This window comes from Streptococcus mitis (assembly GCF_946190065.1).
GTDB classification, from domain to species: Bacteria; Bacillota; Bacilli; order Lactobacillales; family Streptococcaceae; genus Streptococcus; species Streptococcus mitis_DE.
Genome location: NZ_CAMHZD010000007.1, coordinates 1 through 18,655, shown reverse-complemented (window position 1 = coordinate 18,655; position 18,655 = coordinate 1). Strand labels below are relative to the sequence as shown.

Here is an 18,655-nt window from a genome sequence, read left to right as displayed (position 1 = left end):
ATCTCCTTAATTTGCCCAATCTCCGTTACGGAAGAGTGGTACACGTGTCCCATCCTCACGGATACCATCGATATCCATTTGGTTAGAACCAATCATAAAGTCCACGTGAACATCTGAACGGTTAAGCCCCGCAGCTTCAAGCTCCTCTTCGCTCATCTCCGCTCCACCAACTACGCTAGTCGCATAGGCTGCACCGATAGCCAAGTGATTTGACGCATTCTCATCGAAAAGGGTATTAAAGAAGGTAATGCCTGACTGAGAAATTGGGCTTGGATCTGGTACCAAGGCACATTCACCCAAGGCACGCGCACCCGCATTTTCGAAGACAAGGTCTTTCATGACCTGATCACCCTTCTCAGCAGTGATATCTACGATTTGTCCATCCTTAAAGGTCACCTTAATACCTTCAATAATGTTTCCGTTATAACTAAGCGGTTTTGTAGAAGTGACATAACCATCTGCGCGACGGAAATCAGGCGCTGTGAAGACTTCCTCTGTCGGCATATTTGGCAAGAATCCTTCTCCCTGTGCATTGATAGCACCAGCTGATTCCCAAACGTGGTTCTTCGGCAAACCAAGGGTCAAATCTGTCCCTGGCGCTGTGTAGTGAAGGGCTGAAAATTGTTCTTTATTAAGCATATCAGCCTTGCTCTTAAGGATAGCTGCATGATCTTCCCAAGCCTTAACAGGATCTTCTTCATAGACACGGCAAGTTTTGAAGATTTGGTCCCAAAGGAGATCGACTGCTTCTTCATCGCTCGCAGCATTTGGAAAGACTTTCTTAGCCCACTCAAGTCCAGCAGCGGCTGCTACAGTCCAGCTAACCTTGTTAGATTGAGTTGCGATACGCATTGGCTTCATGGCAAGTCCCATAGCTTTAGCAGAAGCTGAAAGCTTGTCAGCATCCACTCCGTTCAAGGCACCTGGATCAGATGAACGAACCCCAAGACGGCTAGCTTTGTTCTCTAAAAGATAGTTCATCTCAGCAATCTTGTATTCTGGCACATTGTCCAGACGCTCCATTGGCGCATGGAGGAATTTCTCACGGTTAATGACATCATCTGTCCACTGAACGATAACCTCATGTGCACCCAAAGCATAAGCTTCTTTGACGATTAAGTGAACCAACTCACGTTGCTCCACATCGATAGAGAGAGCCAAAGTATGACCAGGTTGCACGTTAATTCCGTTCGCAACCAACAATTTCGCATATTTCTCTAGATTTTCTTTAAAGTTTGGTAAAACCATGTTGTTTTCTCTTTTCTATTTTTATTTCAAATCTTTGAGCATATTTGTCTTACTCAAAATCCTTCCCTTACTAGTATATCACATATATTGGTATTTTAAAAAACAAGCTTACTGAAGCTTGTTTTAATTAGCTACTACAAAAATTTTGTACATATCTTTCCACTTCTTTTTCCATAGATTGAATCTCTCCAATATCCCATCTATTTTTTTTAGAAGTTATCTCTGCCATCATCTGTAATTTTAAACTCTGACGATGGAATATATCTTCTTTTTCCCATTGTTTTAATTTAGCTTCTGGATAGGAGTTGCCAAACCTGGAGTTCTGACTATCGGTAATAATACAAAGGTTGCCAAAGGAATGTAAAAACTCAATAGGTAATTGGCTCTCTCCATCATGTCCATTTGGATTCTGAGGATACCAATGCTCTATAGAGCGACGATATGCAAATTTGAAATGATCAAAATTAATATCCTTGTACTCTTTCTCTAATTCAGCACGATTTTTCCATAAAACATAATCTACAAAGTTAAAAGCATAAACAGGAATTGCCCCATATTTTTTGATACTTTTATCTTCGGTAAACAATCTTTCCTCAGCATATCTCACTGCCATTTTCTCAAGAAAATTCTTAAACCGAGCACCAAATTCTGTTTGATTTAACTCTTCAATATGGTTAAACAAGAATTGCAAGATTTCATATAACCAACGACTATCTCGATTGGCAGTAAAGGTCACAGCAAACATGGATTGAAGCATTAAAATATCATCATTGAACTTTTCAAAAGAATTTTTATCATAATAATATTGAACAAATAAATCTCCTCTAGTTTTATTATTATAATCATTCCGATAAACTTTCTGCAGAAACCAATCATTTTCTTGTCTTCTATTATTAGTCTCTTGTGACATTCGTACGATCAAATTATCAAATATAAATTTTAATTTCAATAAATTCCTAATAAATAATGTAACATCCTCTATACCTGTATTAACACTAGTTATATTTTCAAATGTTTCTAATAATTTCTTGTCATCTAGCTGTATATCAGAAGGAGATACATTACCAAATGTTATATAATAAACGAAATATAAAAATGTTTCAAAGTTTATAATCGTTCTGTATTTTTCCACTTCATTCGTATCTGATATTACTTTAACTGTTGTAGATTCTTTATTTTCTATACTAGACAATAGAGATTTCTTATTAGTTGACTGAACTTCTATTTGACTTAAGGACTTATCAATATTTAAAAGAAAGCTATTCTGATAATTATTTCCTTTAATCCAATTCAAAGGAAAGATTTTTTCTCTTTCTCCATCATGATGCTTTTTCTTTGCTTTTTTTGTAAATGCATTGATTACCGGCTTATCAAATTCTGCACAGGCATCCCAAATCCTTGCAAACTTTTGCGCCATTTCTTGATCTGTACCGAACTTAGCCATCATTTGCGCCTTAAGAATCTCATGAGCCTCTAGTTGTTCTCCTCGAGAGTTGAAACGTTCGAAATAAAGATTCAAATCTAAATCCTCAGGAAGTATACTCCGAAAAATGATGACATTCTCAAAAAGATAATCAACGAAAGACTGAGGATCAAGACGGCGCTCCTCTAGCACTTTTTTCAATGCGTCTTTAGCATATCTGTAACCTCTAGTCAGCTCATTTTCATCGTCCTCTGAAATTTCTTGCTTGGCAAATAAATCTTTAATATTCTTATTTGATTTCTGCCTAGCTGGGAAGGTAAGATTGACAGCTTTCAATCTATCAAAACCAAACTCATGCTTCAAAGCTAAGGCAATCAAATTAAGGGCTGTTGTCCGTTGTTGCCCATCTATGATTTTGAAAATGCCATTCTCTTTATTAACGACTAATGTTCCAATATAGTAATTGTCTCTATTTTTATAGTAATTGTCTCTATTTTCTTGAAAAGCATCCGCCACATCGTTCAACAATTGTTCAATTTCATCATAAGTCCAAGCAAAATTTCTCTGATATAGAGGAATAGCATAGGTATCTTCATTTAATAAACGATTAACTGATAAGCTTATATGTGTTTCTACCATTTACCTTTTTCCTCTTCTATAATCTTGTCCACAGTATAATTTTCAAATAATTCTCTATCTATCTTAATCATGAAATCATTCGGAGTGACAGCATGAGATAAAAGTTGAAATAGCTTTTGAGCCTCTTTTTGTCTAAACCTTCCACCAGCAACATAGTTTCCTACCGTCGCATCATATATTGCTTTAGACTTAACTCGAGGGTAATAAGACCAAATAAACAAGGTTTCTACTATCTCCTTTGATAGCTCATCTTTTCCAAATCTCTCAGCAAAAAGCGAGCAAATATTTAGGAATATATTGTAACACTTGAGGTAGCGCCCCTTTGAGCTATTGTAAATGTTCAACATACCTTTTGGGTAAACTAGATTTTTTCCTTCCCCTTCAGGTTCATCAGAAAATCCTAACTCTTCATTTAAAAAATCTTTATGCTCTTTAATAGTTCCATGAGCAGATTCAATATACTCAAAAAATTTACTTCCATCAATGATTGGCATAGTAATGGACATGGGGAGATTTTCAATATGACGATACAATTCTAGATATGGAAAGTTCTGATTCAAATCAACGCCTTTAAAATCGTCAATAAAATCCTCTGTAAAACGCAGATAAGATCCATAACGCTTGTTTGTCAATCCTGTCTCTCCTCGAGACCAACGTCTCATACGGAAAAGATGTTTATCAAACAACTCTTTGAGACTTAAATCTTTATCTTCTACAAATTGCTCCCACTTTTCAACAATCTTTTCATCTTCTGAATCTTCCTTGCGAAGATGATAGGCTTTGAGCAAATCATGAGGTTCTAAAGATTTTCCACGATTATTCTGAGAATCAAATAACTGAAAGGCTTCAGATAATCGTTCCTGTGACATAGTAATCACGGAGACAGAACAATTTTCCAATAAAAAATTGCAAATATCTTTTGCCTGATTTTCGCCAACCAATTGAGTCAAATTTTCCCACTCATTATAATTTTCACTCGCATGATAGCAAGATAGCTCCCCAAATACAGCAGCACTCAGCAGTTGCTTAGCACCCTTATAATTCACTAAATCATCTAATAAATGAAGAAACAAAGAAATTGAAATTAGCCGTTGCTGTCCATCGACAATATCTAAATATCCATCATTTTTATGTAAGATAACGGAACCAATCTGATATTCCTTTTTCCCCATAGCATCTCGTAAATCATAAAAAAGATTACGGATATGTTTTCTGTTCCATTTATATGGTCTTTGATAAGAAGGAATCCGCAAACCCTCTTCTTTCAATAGTTCTCCAACCTTTTTAGAAGTAAATTGAATAGTCATTTTATCCTCATCTATATTTATCTATCATCTCTTGAACTGTTTGCTTCATATCCTCTACTAAAATCCGAGGAGACAAAACAGTAACTGCTTCCCCTTGCCCTAGCAACCAGCGTTTAAGCCCTGGTGTGTGTTGACTTTCAAACTTAAAATGAGTCCAGTTGCCATTTTTCCCAACTATTTTTGCATTTGGAAATTGATCCATCACAATCGTCGGATCGTACAAATACTCGATTTCAATACTGATTTTCTTCCCGATAAAAGCATCTACTCTCTCGTTACGAATGTCACCATCTCTAAATTTATTTCGATAAGAAATAGAGGGTTTCTCTATATCACTAAGAGACCATGACCGGATGCGGTCTACTCTTAAAGTAATATAAGTAGCATGTTTCAGCTGGTAGACAACCAGATAAAAATAATGACTATCATAATAAAGAGAGACTGGCAAAACAGTCTGCCTCTTAGAAGACTCAGAATAAGGTTTTTGATAGATAATGTCTAGAACCTGTTCATGTAAAATAGCTTCTGATAAATTCCAAATTTTCTCTATTCTATTTTGTTGATCCGTTAAGGGAGCATAGTTAAGCTTTTCACTTCCAATAATCTGCTCGATTTCTTTCCGATCATCACGGGGAACTAAGTTCAGTAAATTATTTAGTAAGCTAGCAATTTCTGGTCTGTTCAGTGCTCGATTTTCCAATAAAATCTTTGAAATAACTAGAATATCCTTTTTATTAAAAACTGACTTACTAGATAAACAATACTTATTCGTTTTACGGTTATAAAGCAAATCTCCACTATAACTGGTGTGACTATATAAAATATCACGGAGTAGCGAAAAATCTCTCTGTATCGTCTTTTCACTAACCTCAAATTCCTGAGCCAGTTGCTTTTTTCCTAACGGAGTCCCAAACTGTAAACGTAAAAAAATCGTTAGCAGTCTCTCTTGATCATTCATTTGCAGTCCTTCTACATATTATTCAAACAATACTATTTCCAGTACATTATTATCACTTCTATAGTCTAACTAGCACTTTATATTCAAAACGATTAAAGCAAAATAAACTAGCCCTTAGATGATTTCAACTGTACCACTATGCCAGATTCGAAGAACTCAACTACGGATTCAGGCATATTTTTTAAGTCTTCGGGTAAGCAGTCTGAATATACAATGAAGAGTTTGTTTCTTTTCTTACTCTCTTTGAATTGCTGCATCCAGTATTCCTGTACCCTTTGATCAGCTTCTCCCAAAAATTGAACTCCCTCCAGAAAAATCAAGTCATACTCTGTATACCCCATTTGCAGTTTTATCCATTGACTATGTTTAGAAAAAATCAAATTATCTCTCACTCGATAATATACAAGTGATGCTATTGGAGTAGCAGGTTTTATTTTAGTTAACGTATAATAAATCAAATGCCATCTGTCAGTCTCTGAAATACCGCGAATGTAAATACATTGAGAATCTTCTTTTAAGTCTATTTGTGGGAATCCGGTCCAATCACTCCCATCATCTTTCAAGCCTTTTTCAAAATTATAAATCTCCTCTTCAATTGACACATTAGAATTTAAAATTTCTTGATCCACCATATTATACTCTCTTTTCTATTATTTTTAAGAGAATTATAACAAATCAAGTGGACATATTTTGTCCACTTGATCAAAATAAGCAATTTTTTAAAACAATTCATCAAACAAACTCAACTGGTTATCCTCTGGCATATTGCCGAGAATGCCCATTTCATCCATCTTTTCAACCAAAGTTGATGAGAGTCCACCACGCTTACGCAATTCTGTTTTAGAAAGAAATTCTCCCTCTTCACGCGCTCGAACTAACTGCTTGGCAACGTTCTCTCCCAGACCATCCATAGCAACAAATGGTGGAATCAGTGTATCTCCGTCAATGATGAATTCAGTCGCATCACTACGGTAGAGGTCTAACTTCCCAAACTTGAAAGCACGTTCCCACATTTCATTGACAATCTCAAGAGTTGTATAAAGATCAATCTCCACATTAGAAGCCTCATTGTTCTTCCGTTTTTCAGAGATTTCTTCCATTCTGCGCTTGATAGCATCCAAGCCCGCCCCCATGGTCTTGATATCAAATGCCTTAGCACGGATTGAGAAGTAAGCACAGTAGTAATAAATAGGGTGGTGAACCTTGAAGTAAGCTACACGCAAGGCCATCATAACGTAGGCTGCCGCATGGGCTTTCGGGAACATGTACTTAATTTTCCCACAGGACTCGATATACCACTCTGGCACCTTATTAGCCTTCATGGCTTCGATATAGCCATTTCTCTCCTCTTCTGAAATCTTGAGCCACAAGCCCTTACGTACCCGTTCCATAATGGTAAAGGCCATCTTAGGCTCGAGGCCAGCATGCATGAGGTAAACCATGATGTCGTCTCGACAACCGATAACGGTTGATAGGTCAGCAATCCCTTGCTTAATCAAATCTTGGGCATTGCCCAGCCAAACGTCGGTACCGTGGGACAACCCTGACAACTGAAGCAATTCTGCAAAAGTCGTCGGATGCGTCTCGTCTACCATTCCACGTACAAAGTTGGTTCCAAATTCTGGAATCCCCAACATCCCTGTAGGCGTTCCAATTTGTTCAGGTGTTACCCCAAGCACATCAGTCCCAGAAAAAAGGGCCATAACGCCTTCGTCATCCATAGGGATTTCATTAGGGTCAATCCCAGACAAGTCCTGGAGTTTTCGAATCATAGTCGGATCATCATGTCCCAGTATATCGAGTTTGAGGACGTTCTCATCGATATCGTGGAAGTTAAAGTGAGTAGTCTGCCATTCAGCCGTTACGTCGTCTGCTGGATATTGGATCGGCGTAAAATCATAGACCTCCATATAGTTAGGAATAACTACGATTCCCCCTGGGTGCTGACCTGTCGTACGTTTGACACCCGCAGCTCCCTGGGCTAGACGTTCCACCTCTGCAGCACGATAAATTTTCCCATAATCTCGCTCGTAACCCTTGACAAATCCATAGGCTATCTTAGCTTTCACCGTACCAACCGTTCCTGCACGGAAGGCATATTCCTCACCAAAGATATCACGCACATCCAAGTGAGCACTAGGCTGATCTTCTCCCGAGAAGTTCAAGTCAATATCAGGAACCTTGTCTCCATCAAAACCAAGGAAGGTCTCAAAAGGAATATCTTGTCCGTTTTTGCTGAGTTTGTGGCCACATTTAGGACAGTCCTTATTGGGCATATCAAAACCTGAACCGTAAGAACCATCAGTGATAAACTCACTGTACTGACACTGACCACAGACATAGTGTGGAGAGAGAGGATTAACCTCTGTAATCCCAATCATGGTCGCAACGAAACTGGACCCAACAGACCCACGAGAACCAACCAAGTAGCCCCGTTCATTAGAACGTTGCACTAGCATCTGGGAAGCCAGATAAATCACAGCAAATCCATTCCCCAGAATAGAGGTTAGTTCTTTTTCAATCCGCAAATCGACAATATCTGGTAGCGGATTTCCATAAATCTCAAAAGCTTTCTTATAGGTCAACTCAGCAACCGTCTCTTCAGCCTTGTCGATGAAAGGCGTGTACAAATCACCTTTTACAACCTCAACGGGTTCAAAGATTTCTGCCAAGGCATTGGTGTTTTCAATAACCAACTTGCGTGCTAAATCCTCGCCCAAGAAGGCAAATTCATCCAACATCTCATTGGTTGTTCGAAAATGAGCCTTGGGAAGAGGAGCTGGTTGGGCATGTTCCCCATGACCGATGGTTCGGTTAATCATAGCCCCCTGGCCCAAACTACGGACAATAATTTCACGGTAAATCTCTTCTTCCAGTTCGATATAGTGAACATTTCCCGTAGCCAGAACAGGTTTGCCAAGACGGTCCCCAACCTCTATCAAACTCTTGATAATGGTCTGGAGCTCCTCCATATCCTTGACCTGCTCCTTGGCAATTAATGGCGCATAAATAGCCGGTGGCATAACCTCGATAAAGTCATAATACTTGGCCACCTCAACCGCCGCATCCACACCTTGGGAAACGACTGCATCAAAAACTTCACCCTCAGAGCAAGCTGAACCTAAAATCAAGCCCTCCCGATGGGCATCTAGAACCGTTCTTGGAATCCGTGGCACCCCTTCAAAGTACTTGGTATTGGATAAAGAAACCAGTTTAAAGATATTTTTTAGCCCTACTTGATTCTTGACATAAATTGTCGCATGTTTAATCCGAGCTTTTTTATAAGAATCTGGGCTAATCAAATCAATGTTGAGTCTAGCTAAATCGGTCACACCATGTTTTTCTGCTACCTCTTTGATAAAGATGAAAAGCAGGCGACCTGTAGCTTCCGCATCGTAATTGGCCATGTGGTGATGTTCTAAAGCCACACCAAAACGCTTGGTCAAAGGCCCCAAACCATGACGCTTATACTCAGGATAGAGGTTTCGAGCAAACTCTAGCGTATCAATCACTGGCTGGCTAATCTTAGGCAGACCATGACGCTCATAGTTGGCATTCATAAATCCAACGTCAAAGGTGGCATTGTGGGCAACTAGGACCGTGTCCTTGCAAAACTCTTGAAATTCTTGCAGAACTTGTTCCAGTGGTTTGGCATTTTTGACATGATCATCTGTAATTCCAGTCAACTCAGTAGTAAAAGCTGACAAAGGATGTCCAGGATTGATAAATTCATCAAATTCAGCAATGACATTCCCCTTGTACATCTTAGAGGCCGCAACCTGAATCAAGTCATTATAGATAGCTGAAAGACCTGTCGTTTCCACGTCAAAAACCACGTAGGTCGCTTCCGACAAGTCCATCTCCACTTCGTTGTAGACGATAGGGACACGATCCTCCACGATATTGGCTTCCATACCATAGATCAGCTGGATTCCTGCTTTCTTAGCCGCCTTATAGCCGTGTGGGAAGGACTGAACATTTCCATGGTCCGTGATGGCAACCGCCTTGTGTCCCCACTTAGCAGCTGTCGCAACGATCTCTTCTACCTCGGGTAGTGCATCCATGGTCGACATGTTAGTATGAGCATGAAACTCAACCCGGCGCTCACCTTCTGGCATCAAATCCTTCCGCTCATAGTGAACAACTTCCTGCACGTCTTGCACGTTCATAGTCAAATCACGTGTGAAGTTATTCATCTCCACATTCCCACGAACTCGGAGCCAAGAATTTTTCTTGATTAGGTCAAATTTCTGAGCCTCTTCCTCATTCTTAACCCACTTTTGCATCGAAAAACTTGAAGTGTAGTCCGTCATTTTAAAGTTGATCAAAACACGCCCTGTTCTGGTCACTTTTTGCTCCACATCAAAAACAACCCCTTCAAAGACCAGACGATTTTCCTCCGTCGTCACTTCGATCATAGGAGTAATCTCCGCCTTATCTAGCTTTGGCTTAGCCGCAGCCTTTTTGGCTTGAAAATCAAAGGCTGGCTTCTCTTCCGCTGGAGGAGGTGCCAGCTGTTCCAGTTGTTCCATCGCACGGAGCGCTTCCTCATTGGCCGCTTGAACAATCTGCTCATTTTCAGCATGAAAGGCCTCTTCCTGCTCTTGGGTCAGCACATCATTCTTCTCGACTTGACAATTAAAAGTTGGAAAGCCAAATTTTTCAAGTTGTTTAGCTAAATTAGGAAGGTGATTTTTCTTAAAGTGTTCCTTATCAATCGCCTCGGAACCCTCAATAAAGAGTTGATTTCCATCAGCACGAACTTGCAAATTCTGATAAAGAGATTTAAAACCTTGACTAGTACATGGGCCTTCAGAGAAAGCCTCCCTATAGTAGGACTGCAAGAGCTGATTTGAAAATTCTTGAGACCGAGCCTTGATTTCGAAAACAGCTTTATTGCCTGTCTTAGAAAATTCTTCGCTCAAACCTTTCTTTAATTCTAAAAAGATTTCAATCGGTAAAATATTAGAAAATACGAAATGAAACTCCCATACCTTACTAATTTTATGAACTACAACTCGCTCAATATCAGCCTGTGATAAAGCAGGAGCCTGTCGCATTTCAGCAGGCATCCCCAGTTGATTCATCAAAATTTCAAAACTGTTTGACATTCATTTTCCTCACATTATTCTCCTACTATTTTACCATATTTAGAGGTATTTTCTAAAGACAAAAGGAAGCCACTAAGTGACTTCCTTCTAGAGTGAGGACAGATTAGTCTTCACCTTTATTTTTCTTAATGATTTCTTCTTGTACTGACTTAGGTACATCTTCGTAGTGGTCAAATACCATCATGAATGTACCACGTCCTTGAGATGCAGAACGAAGAACTGTTGCGTAACCGAACATTTCAGCAAGTGGAACGTAAGCACGAACGATTTGGCTATTACCGTGTGCTTCCATACCATCTACACGTCCACGACGAGCAGTTACGTGACCCATAACATCACCAAGGTTTTCTTCTGGAACAGTGATTGTTACAAGCATCATTGGCTCAAGGATAGCTGGTTGTGCTGATTTAGCAGCTTCTTTAAGAGCAAGTGAAGCCGCAATCTTGAAGGCAGTTTCAGATGAGTCGACATCGTGGTATGAACCGTCGTAAAGCTTAGCTTTAACGTCAACCATTGGGTAACCTGCAAGAACACCGTTAGCCATAGATTCTACCAAACCTTTTTCAACCGCTGGGATAAATTCACGAGGAACCACACCACCGACGATTGCGTTTTCGAATTCGAATCCTTTACCTTCTTCATTTGGAGTAAATTCAATCCATACATCACCGAATTGACCTTTACCACCAGACTGACGTTTGAAGAATCCACGTGCTTGAGTAGAAGCGCGGAATGTTTCACGGTAAGATACTTGAGGAGCACCTACGTTTGCTTCCACTTTGAACTCACGACGCATACGGTCAACAAGGACGTCAAGGTGAAGCTCACCCATACCTGAGATAACTGTTTCACCAGTTTCCACGTTTGTTTCAACGCGGAATGTTGGATCTTCTTCAGCCAATTTTTGAAGGGCAATACCCATCTTATCTTGGTCAGCTTTAGATTTTGGCTCAACCATCAATTGGATAACTGGTTCTGGAACGTTGATTGACTCAAGGATGATTTTAGCTTTTTCATCTGTCAATGAGTCACCAGTTGTAGTATCTTTCAAACCAACGGCAGCAGCGATATCACCTGAGTAAACAGTGTCGATTTCTTGACGGCTGTTAGCGTGCATTTGAAGGATACGTCCGATACGTTCACGTTTACCTTTAGAAGTGTTCAATACGTATGAACCTGATTGAAGAACACCTGAGTAAACACGGAAGAATGTCAAACGACCTACGAATGGGTCTGTCATGATCTTGAAGGCAAGAGCTGCAAATGGCTCTTCGTCAGATGCTGGACGAGTTTCTTCTTCGTCTGTATCTGGGTTGATACCTTTGATTGCTGGGATATCAAGTGGGCTTGGAAGGTAGTCGATAACCGCATCAAGCATCAATTGAACACCTTTGTTCTTGAAGGCAGAACCACACAATACTGGGAAGAATTCAACGTTGATAGTCGCTTTACGGATACCAGCTTTCAATTCTTCGTTAGTGATTTCTTCACCTTCGAGGTATTTCATCATCAATTCTTCGTCAGTTTCAGCAACTGCTTCGATCAATTTTTCACGGTATTCTTGAGCTTGGTCAAGGTATTCAGCTGGAATATCTTCTTCAAGGATATCTGTACCAAGGTCATTAGTATAGATTTCAGCTTTCATCTTGATCAAGTCGATGATACCACGGAAGTCATCTTCAGAACCGATTGGCAATTGGATTGGGTGTGCATTTGCTTGAAGACGATCGTGAAGTGTGCTTACAGAGTAAAGGAAGTCAGCACCGATTTTGTCCATTTTGTTAGCAAATACGATACGTGGAACTCCGTACTCAGTTGCTTGACGCCAAACTGTTTCAGTTTGAGGCTCAACACCTGATTGTGAGTCAAGAACGGTAACCGCACCATCCAATACACGAAGAGAACGTTGTACTTCGATTGTGAAGTCTACGTGTCCTGGTGTGTCGATGATGTTTACGCGGTGGTTGTTCCATTGAGCTGTTGTCGCAGCAGATGTGATAGTGATACCACGTTCTTGCTCTTGCTCCATCCAGTCCATTTGTGACGCACCTTCGTGAGTTTCACCGATTTTGTGGATTTTACCAGTGTAGTAAAGAATACGCTCAGTAGTTGTTGTTTTACCAGCATCGACGTGAGCCATGATACCGATATTACGAGTTTTTTCAAGTGAAAATTCGCGTGCCATGAGGTTTGTTTCTCCTATTTATTTTTGATTTCTATTCTATTATAACACGATTTTAATAAAAACGGATAGGCAGGACCTACCCGTTCTCAATGTTTTCATGCTATTGTTGGTTTCAACTTGTAGATTTACAAATTGAATTGAACTCGGGCTAAAAGCCCAAGTTAGTTGAGTTGAGCTCAAGCTAAAAGTCTGGAGAAAAAGATGAATCTCATTGGTTGCAATCGCAACCTGCTTTGATTCCCTATTTTCTCTGGGACTTTCTTAACGCTTTCGCATCCTATATTACCAACGGAAGTGTGCGAATGCACGGTTAGCTTCAGCCATACGGTGAGTGTCTTCACGTTTCTTAACTGCTGCACCAGTGTTGTTAGCAGCATCCAAGATTTCTTTTGCAAGACGATCTTGCATTGTGTGTTCACCACGAAGACGAGCTATTGTTACCAACCAACGAAGTCCAAGTGTTGTACGACGTTCTGGACGAACTTCAACTGGGACTTGGTAGTTAGAACCACCAACACGACGTGCACGTACTTCAAGTACAGGCATGATGTTTTCCATAGCTGTTTCAAACACTTCAAGTGCATCGTTTCCAGTAGCTTCTTTGATTTGCTCAAAGGCACCGTAAACGATTGAAGCAGCTGTACCACGTTTACCATCAAGCATAACGCGGTTGATAAGACGAGTAACTAGTTGTGAATTGTAAAGCGGATCTGGCAATACGTCACGTTTTGGAGCTCTATTTTTACGACTCATTTCTCTTTATCCCCTTTCCTTATGCTTTTGGACGTTTAGTACCGTATTTAGAACGGCCTTGTTTACGATCGTTAACACCTGCAGTATCAAGTGCACCACGGACGATATGGTAACGTACCCCTGGAAGGTCTTTTACACGTCCACCACGAAGAAGAACCACGCTGTGCTCTTGCAAGTTGTGTCCGATACCTGGGATGTAGGCAGTAACTTCGATAAGGTTGCTCAAACGTACACGAGCGAATTTACGAAGGGCTGAGTTAGGTTTTTTAGGTGTCATTGTTCCAACACGAGTTGCAACACCACGTTTTTGTGGTGAAGAAACGTTTGTTTGAACTTTTTTATGACTGTTGTAACCAACGTTCAAAGCTGGTGATTTAGATTTTTCTACTTTTGATTTACGCGGTTTGCGAACCAATTGGTTAATTGTAGGCATCTACATTCTCCTGTGTTTTTTTATTTTTGGTGATGATACACTTGGTGACAGCTATCATCTGTGTGTACTTTTGCAACATTTGTCAGCACGTCCCTGTACACTCTTGAGAGACCAAAAGTAAAAAGTACCGTGTATTATTGTAACAAAATTTTCCCTTGGTTGTCAAGATATTTTTCTTTTTTATTGTTAATTTTAGCTCTTTTGTAGTGCTCCCTAAAAAAGAAAAAGGAGGAATCCCACCCTCCTAAAGTTAGTATTGTTCCATTCAATCCCATCAATTTTAGCACATAATGGTTTTCGAGATATGATAGTATCACAACCAACCAGATTCTTTAGCGATATTGGCTGCCTCTGTTCGATTACCTGCATCTAGTTTCGAAAGAATATTGGTGACATAGTTTCGGACTGTTCCGTTGGATAGATAAAGTTTGTCTGCAATTTCTTGGTTAGAGAAGCCCTGAGCAATTCCCTTTAAAACTGCGATTTCTTGTTCTGTTAATGGATTGGGATGCGTCATCACCACTTCCATCAATTCAGGCGAATACTCCTTGCGTCCTTCTAGGACGGTGTGCAAGGTTTGCATGAGGTCTGCAATGTTTCTTTCTTTTAATACATAAGCATCTACTCCAGCCTTGACCGCACGTTCAAAATACCCAGGACGCTTGAAGGTCGTCACCACAACCACCCTTGTTTCAAGCTTTTCTGCTCGTATCCATTCCAAGACTTCAAGACCTGTCTTAACAGGCATTTCTACGTCAAGGATGGCGATATCCACAGACGCCTTTTTTAATAGTTGGATTGCTTCTTGCCCATTCTTTGCTTGAAAGACAGACTCTACATCCGGTTGAAGCGTGAGCAACTGGCACATGGCATCTCGCAACATACTTTGATCTTCTGCGACTAATACTTTCATCTACTTTCTCTCCTTATAAGGTAGTCGAACCTGAACTACTGTCGGTTGTTTCTGACTAATTACCTTTACTTCTCCCGAAAATGGAAGAACACGATCTCGAACTGTATGGAGGTCATCCCCCTTTATAGAAGTAAAGCCACAGCCATCATCTCTCACTGTTAGAATGAGTTCTTTCTCTGTCCGTTCTAATTTTAAGTAGACTTTAGACGCTTTAGCATGCTTGATGATATTGGTCACTAACTCAAGCAAAATCATGGAAGCCGTTGACTCCAATTCCTGAGTAAGGCTAGCGGTATCTAGTTGATTAGCCGTTTCCACCTCAATTCCAGCAATCTCTAGCATCTTTTTGACAGTTTCAAGTTCTGATGCTAAGGTCCGTGATTTCAGATTTTCCACAATGGTTCGCACTTCATTCATGGAATCCTTGCTTATCTGGTGAATTTCTTTTAATTCCTTTTCCACCTGTGGATAAGCCTCCATCTGAAACAACTGCAAGGCTAAATCTGTCTTGACACTCAGCATAGCAAAGGTGTGTCCCAGACTATCATGCAAATCCTGACCGATACGACTACGTTCATTTTCAGCAAGCAATAGATTTATCTTGGCATTTTGCTTAGCCTGCGCTTCTTTCAAATCCTCCACAATCCGAATCCGAACCAATCCAAAAGTCATTAAATCGACAAAAGCAAGAATTACAAGTAGATAGAATAGAAACTCAACTTCGATTCTCTGAAAAATCAACAGTTGGCCCACAACAAGGACTTGAGCAAGAAGAAAAGTCCAGACATGTAAAGACTTTAAACTACGTACGCCAAAATGATAACTTAAGAGATTGGATAGGAAAAAGAAAAACCAGATATAATTAACAGTAACAAAGACAGTATTCCCAACTACATAAGCCAGCATGAGTCCCCAATATAGCCAAGATAGGCGCTGGCTCTTAGTTGTTAAAACACCCAAATACGCCACTACAAATAGAATATCAATCAATAAATGCCAGGCAGAAAGCCACCCAGTCACTACAGGTAGGATGGGGAAAATCATAAAAATTAAACTGGCCCAAAACATATAGTGTATGCTTTTCAGTCTTTCAAGCATTAAGCATTCTCCTTATGACCTTGAAGGTAAATGGTCAAACCAAACAAAACTGCTGAAAAAACAAGTAGATAAACTGTGGCTGATAAATTGATGCCACTCTCATTTAAGAAGGTCTTGATCAATTCCATCAACTGATAGCTTGGTAGACGCTTCCCGATTGCTTGCATCCAGTCTGGAAATAAAGAGACGGGCATCCATAGTCCGCCTAAAACAGCCAAGCCAAAGTAAAGAAGATTGCCTACGACAGACATCAACTGACTAGTTGGTAAGAGAGTCAAGGCCAAACCAAGGGCTACAAAAGCTACACTTCCAACTATCAGCAAAAGCGCAGCCCCAATCCAGCTTCCAAGAGACATGTCCACACCTCTTACAAAATGTCCAACTGAGAAAACAACCAGAATTGAGACCAAATAATCAACCATCATACTTGTTATCTTTGATAGATAATATTCTACCATATTTACAGGGCTATGACGTAATATTTTCTGCCAGTTGTTGATCTTGTCGGTATGTAAAACAACTGGGAATGAAAAGATAGCTGTCGACATCATGGAAAAAGCCGTCATGGAGATGAGGTAGTCGCGCATAAAATTAGCTGGTCCACCAGGTGTGTCCTGGTACATGCCTGAAAAGAATAAATAGAAGGCTGTCGGCATCCCTACTGATAATAAATAATAGACTAGTTGCCGTTTGGTCAATAGAAATTCTATCTTATTTAATGCAATCCATCGTTTCATCTTGGTCTTCTCCCTTCTGTGTTTCTTCAAAGATTGTATCTAGCAAACTACGGTTATTGACTTCAATTTCTTGTATGCTACATCCTGCTTGAACTAACAGTTCCCAAAAAGCATTTGCCTCTCGTGTGACTACTTGCAAGGCATCTTGTTTTTGTGACCAGTTTTCAACCAAGTTAGACTGCTCAACGACTTCCTTGTAAGGCAGAGGAAGGATAAAATGCTTTTCAATCTCCTCACTACGCATGGCTAGAGGCGTCGTATCACGAATCAACTCTCCCTTATTTAAAACCAAAATCCGGTCAGCTGTATGCTCTACCTCTTCAATATAATGAGACGAATAGAGAATGGTGACTCCTTGCGCTTTTAGGTCCCGAACAATTTCCCAAAAACGTTTACGGGTAGAGGTATCCATGGCAGCAGTTGGCTCATCTAAAAAGACAAGCTTTGGTCGCCCAATTAAGGTCAAGACAAAAGAGAAAAGACGCTTTTGTCCACCTGATAATTTTTCTGCGAATTGCTCTTTTTGTTCCTTATCAAACTGTAATAGTTGATCTATTTCCTGGTTGCTCAAGGGATTTGGGTAAATGCTTTGAAAGAAAGCAATCAACTCTTTGACCTTTAATTTCTGAACGATGACATTTTCTTGAGGGAGATAGGATCTTGTGTAGTCTAACTGAGAACTCGTCACTGGCAAGCCTTGGATAGATACTTGACCTCTTGTGATCAGTTTATCTCCAAGCAAACAGTCCAAGAGTGTGGTCTTCCCAGCACCATTGGGACCAATCAAGGCGACGCATTCACCTTCTGTTACCTCAAAGGAAATATCCTTCAAAATAGCCTTGCCCTTGATGTTTTTATTTAGGCTTTCTACCTTAATCATGTTCATCATATTCTCCTTTCAGCCACTCCTTTCCCATAGGAAAGGCGATAAAAATCATAAATCCTAGTCCCCAGGCACCACGGATGAATTGGTGAAGGAAGGCTTGATCAAACCAACCTGTAAACATTTCTACCAACCATACCACTAGTGATAGTCCAATAAAAAGATAGAGAAACGCTTTTTTCATTTTTCAAACTCCTTTTTCACATCTGAGACTAATTTCAAACCTTCTCGGATAAGCCAGGACATCATTCCAAATCCTGCAAATAGCTCCCAAGGAAAATGATAGAAATCTTCATCCAATCCTGAGAACATGAGATAAGTCATGACTCCTGCTGCTACTAAACTCATTGCGACAATTACTTTATGTTTCATTTTTTCTTCCTCCATTTGATACATCTAGTATAACTCTTTGAAGGTAGAATCGCTAGAAGCTTCTGTCATGAGGAAATATGACAAATGTCATAAAAGATTCTATTTAAAAGAATCAAGAAACATTACACAACAAGATACAGAACACAACAAGATACAGAGTAGGAAAGAATCTATAGTACCTCCATCAAAGTGATATCAAATTTAGACTATAACGTAAACTAATACGCATTTAAAATCAAAAGATCGGAAATTTTTATCGTACAAAACAGATATATTATAGGCAGCACAAAAAAACTCTTCAATTACTTTCTTGAAAGTTTATAAGAATTATACAATCTGTTAAATTTTAATTTATGTACCTAAACTACAGTATTCATTGAACAAATCAGGAAACAAAAAGTATACGCGATCAAAATGAATTACTGAAATTAAAAAAGAGAGAAGCAAACTGATTCTCTCTTAATGTATATAATATCTAGTTAAAACAAAAAAGATACGCTTACGTATCTCTGTAATGAATCGGGAAGACAGGATTCGAACCTGCGACACCTTGGTCCCAAACCAAGTACTCTACCAAGCTGAGCTACTTCCCGAG

General features: G+C 39.8%; 15 protein-coding genes and 1 tRNA gene. All 16 read right to left on the bottom strand.

Going from position 1 to position 18,655, the window contains the following annotated elements:
• Positions 1–6: 6 nt before the first annotated feature.
• The 16 genes from OCF96_RS04505 to OCF96_RS04430 all read right to left on the bottom strand — a co-directional run bounded on the left by OCF96_RS04505 (position 7) and on the right by OCF96_RS04430 (position 18,653).
• The gene (locus OCF96_RS04505; protein ID WP_261446556.1) at positions 7–1,248 is read right to left on the bottom strand and encodes an aminopeptidase; all 1,242 of its coding nucleotides are present in this window, start codon (positions 1,246–1,248) and stop codon (positions 7–9) included.
• Between the two features lie 127 nt (positions 1,249–1,375).
• Complete coding sequence (locus OCF96_RS04500) at positions 1,376–3,310, bottom strand: DUF262 domain-containing protein (protein ID WP_261446555.1); 1,935 nt, start codon at positions 3,308–3,310, stop codon at positions 1,376–1,378.
• On the bottom strand, positions 3,304–4,617 hold the full coding sequence (locus OCF96_RS04495) for a DUF262 domain-containing protein (RefSeq protein WP_261446554.1): 1,314 nt from the start codon (positions 4,615–4,617) through the stop codon (positions 3,304–3,306). Before OCF96_RS04495 ends, OCF96_RS04500 begins: the two co-directional genes overlap by 7 nt.
• 7 nt (positions 4,618–4,624) lie before the next feature.
• The gene (locus tag OCF96_RS04490; protein WP_020902436.1) at positions 4,625–5,575 is read right to left on the bottom strand and encodes a helix-turn-helix transcriptional regulator; all 951 of its coding nucleotides are present in this window, start codon (positions 5,573–5,575) and stop codon (positions 4,625–4,627) included.
• 107 nt (positions 5,576–5,682) lie between these two features.
• The gene (locus OCF96_RS04485) at positions 5,683–6,207 is read right to left on the bottom strand and encodes a DnaA ATPase domain-containing protein (RefSeq protein WP_020902437.1); all 525 of its coding nucleotides are present in this window, start codon (positions 6,205–6,207) and stop codon (positions 5,683–5,685) included.
• Between the two features lie 87 nt (positions 6,208–6,294).
• Positions 6,295–10,686: a PolC-type DNA polymerase III gene (locus tag OCF96_RS04480; protein ID WP_261446553.1), complete on the bottom strand. Its 4,392-nt coding sequence runs from the start codon at positions 10,684–10,686 to the stop codon at positions 6,295–6,297.
• 103 nt (positions 10,687–10,789) lie between these two features.
• Positions 10,790–12,871, bottom strand: coding sequence for an elongation factor G (gene fusA / locus OCF96_RS04475; protein WP_000090348.1), 2,082 nt, complete (start codon positions 12,869–12,871; stop codon positions 10,790–10,792).
• A 282-nt stretch (positions 12,872–13,153) separates the two neighbouring features.
• Positions 13,154–13,624 carry a 30S ribosomal protein S7 gene (gene rpsG / locus OCF96_RS04470; protein ID WP_000087873.1) on the bottom strand — a complete coding sequence of 157 codons (471 nt, stop codon included), beginning with the start codon at positions 13,622–13,624 and terminating at the stop codon, positions 13,154–13,156.
• Between the two features lie 19 nt (positions 13,625–13,643).
• On the bottom strand, positions 13,644–14,057 hold the full coding sequence (gene rpsL / locus OCF96_RS04465; protein WP_001142332.1) for a 30S ribosomal protein S12: 414 nt from the start codon (positions 14,055–14,057) through the stop codon (positions 13,644–13,646).
• A gap of 313 nt (positions 14,058–14,370) precedes the next feature.
• Positions 14,371–14,970, bottom strand: coding sequence for a response regulator transcription factor (locus OCF96_RS04460; protein ID WP_000866712.1), 600 nt, complete (start codon positions 14,968–14,970; stop codon positions 14,371–14,373).
• Entirely contained in the window at positions 14,971–16,068 is a 1,098-nt protein-coding gene (locus tag OCF96_RS04455; protein WP_261446551.1) for a sensor histidine kinase, read from the bottom strand.
• Positions 16,068–16,805 (bottom strand): ABC transporter permease, encoded by a 738-nt coding sequence (locus OCF96_RS04450; protein WP_261446549.1) that lies wholly within the window; start codon positions 16,803–16,805, stop codon positions 16,068–16,070. Before OCF96_RS04450 ends, OCF96_RS04455 begins: the two co-directional genes overlap by 1 nt.
• Positions 16,780–17,691 carry an ABC transporter ATP-binding protein gene (locus OCF96_RS04445; protein WP_261446548.1) on the bottom strand — a complete coding sequence of 304 codons (912 nt, stop codon included), beginning with the start codon at positions 17,689–17,691 and terminating at the stop codon, positions 16,780–16,782. Before OCF96_RS04445 ends, OCF96_RS04450 begins: the two co-directional genes overlap by 26 nt.
• Positions 17,678–17,872, bottom strand: a complete 195-nt coding sequence (locus tag OCF96_RS04440) for a hypothetical protein (RefSeq protein WP_004258091.1) — start codon at positions 17,870–17,872, stop codon at positions 17,678–17,680. Before OCF96_RS04440 ends, OCF96_RS04445 begins: the two co-directional genes overlap by 14 nt.
• Positions 17,869–18,075, bottom strand: coding sequence for a hypothetical protein (locus tag OCF96_RS04435; RefSeq protein ID WP_025170907.1), 207 nt, complete (start codon positions 18,073–18,075; stop codon positions 17,869–17,871). The genes OCF96_RS04440 and OCF96_RS04435 overlap by 4 nt, the downstream gene beginning before the upstream one ends.
• A 504-nt stretch (positions 18,076–18,579) precedes the next feature.
• A tRNA-Pro gene (locus OCF96_RS04430) sits at positions 18,580–18,653 on the bottom strand.
• Between the last annotated feature and the right edge of the window lie 2 nt (positions 18,654–18,655).

Coding starts and splice junctions, on each gene's coding strand:
- OCF96_RS04500 (WP_261446555.1), bottom strand. CDS start 3,310: ATGGTAGAAACACATATAAGCTTATCAGTTAATCGTTTATTAAATGAA.
- OCF96_RS04495 (WP_261446554.1), bottom strand. CDS start 4,617: ATGACTATTCAATTTACTTCTAAAAAGGTTGGAGAACTATTGAAAGAA.
- rpsG (WP_000087873.1), bottom strand. CDS start 13,624: ATGAGTCGTAAAAATAGAGCTCCAAAACGTGACGTATTGCCAGATCCG.
- OCF96_RS04460 (WP_000866712.1), bottom strand. CDS start 14,970: ATGAAAGTATTAGTCGCAGAAGATCAAAGTATGTTGCGAGATGCCATG.
- OCF96_RS04505 (WP_261446556.1), bottom strand. CDS start 1,248: ATGGTTTTACCAAACTTTAAAGAAAATCTAGAGAAATATGCGAAATTG.
- OCF96_RS04485 (WP_020902437.1), bottom strand. CDS start 6,207: ATGGTGGATCAAGAAATTTTAAATTCTAATGTGTCAATTGAAGAGGAG.
- OCF96_RS04480 (WP_261446553.1), bottom strand. CDS start 10,686: ATGTCAAACAGTTTTGAAATTTTGATGAATCAACTGGGGATGCCTGCT.
- fusA (WP_000090348.1), bottom strand. CDS start 12,871: ATGGCACGCGAATTTTCACTTGAAAAAACTCGTAATATCGGTATCATG.
- rpsL (WP_001142332.1), bottom strand. CDS start 14,057: ATGCCTACAATTAACCAATTGGTTCGCAAACCGCGTAAATCAAAAGTA.
- OCF96_RS04490 (WP_020902436.1), bottom strand. CDS start 5,575: ATGAATGATCAAGAGAGACTGCTAACGATTTTTTTACGTTTACAGTTT.
- OCF96_RS04450 (WP_261446549.1), bottom strand. CDS start 16,805: ATGAAACGATGGATTGCATTAAATAAGATAGAATTTCTATTGACCAAA.
- OCF96_RS04435 (WP_025170907.1), bottom strand. CDS start 18,075: ATGGAGGAAGAAAAAATGAAACATAAAGTAATTGTCGCAATGAGTTTA.
- OCF96_RS04445 (WP_261446548.1), bottom strand. CDS start 17,691: ATGAACATGATTAAGGTAGAAAGCCTAAATAAAAACATCAAGGGCAAG.
- OCF96_RS04440 (WP_004258091.1), bottom strand. CDS start 17,872: ATGAAAAAAGCGTTTCTCTATCTTTTTATTGGACTATCACTAGTGGTA.
- OCF96_RS04455 (WP_261446551.1), bottom strand. CDS start 16,068: ATGCTTGAAAGACTGAAAAGCATACACTATATGTTTTGGGCCAGTTTA.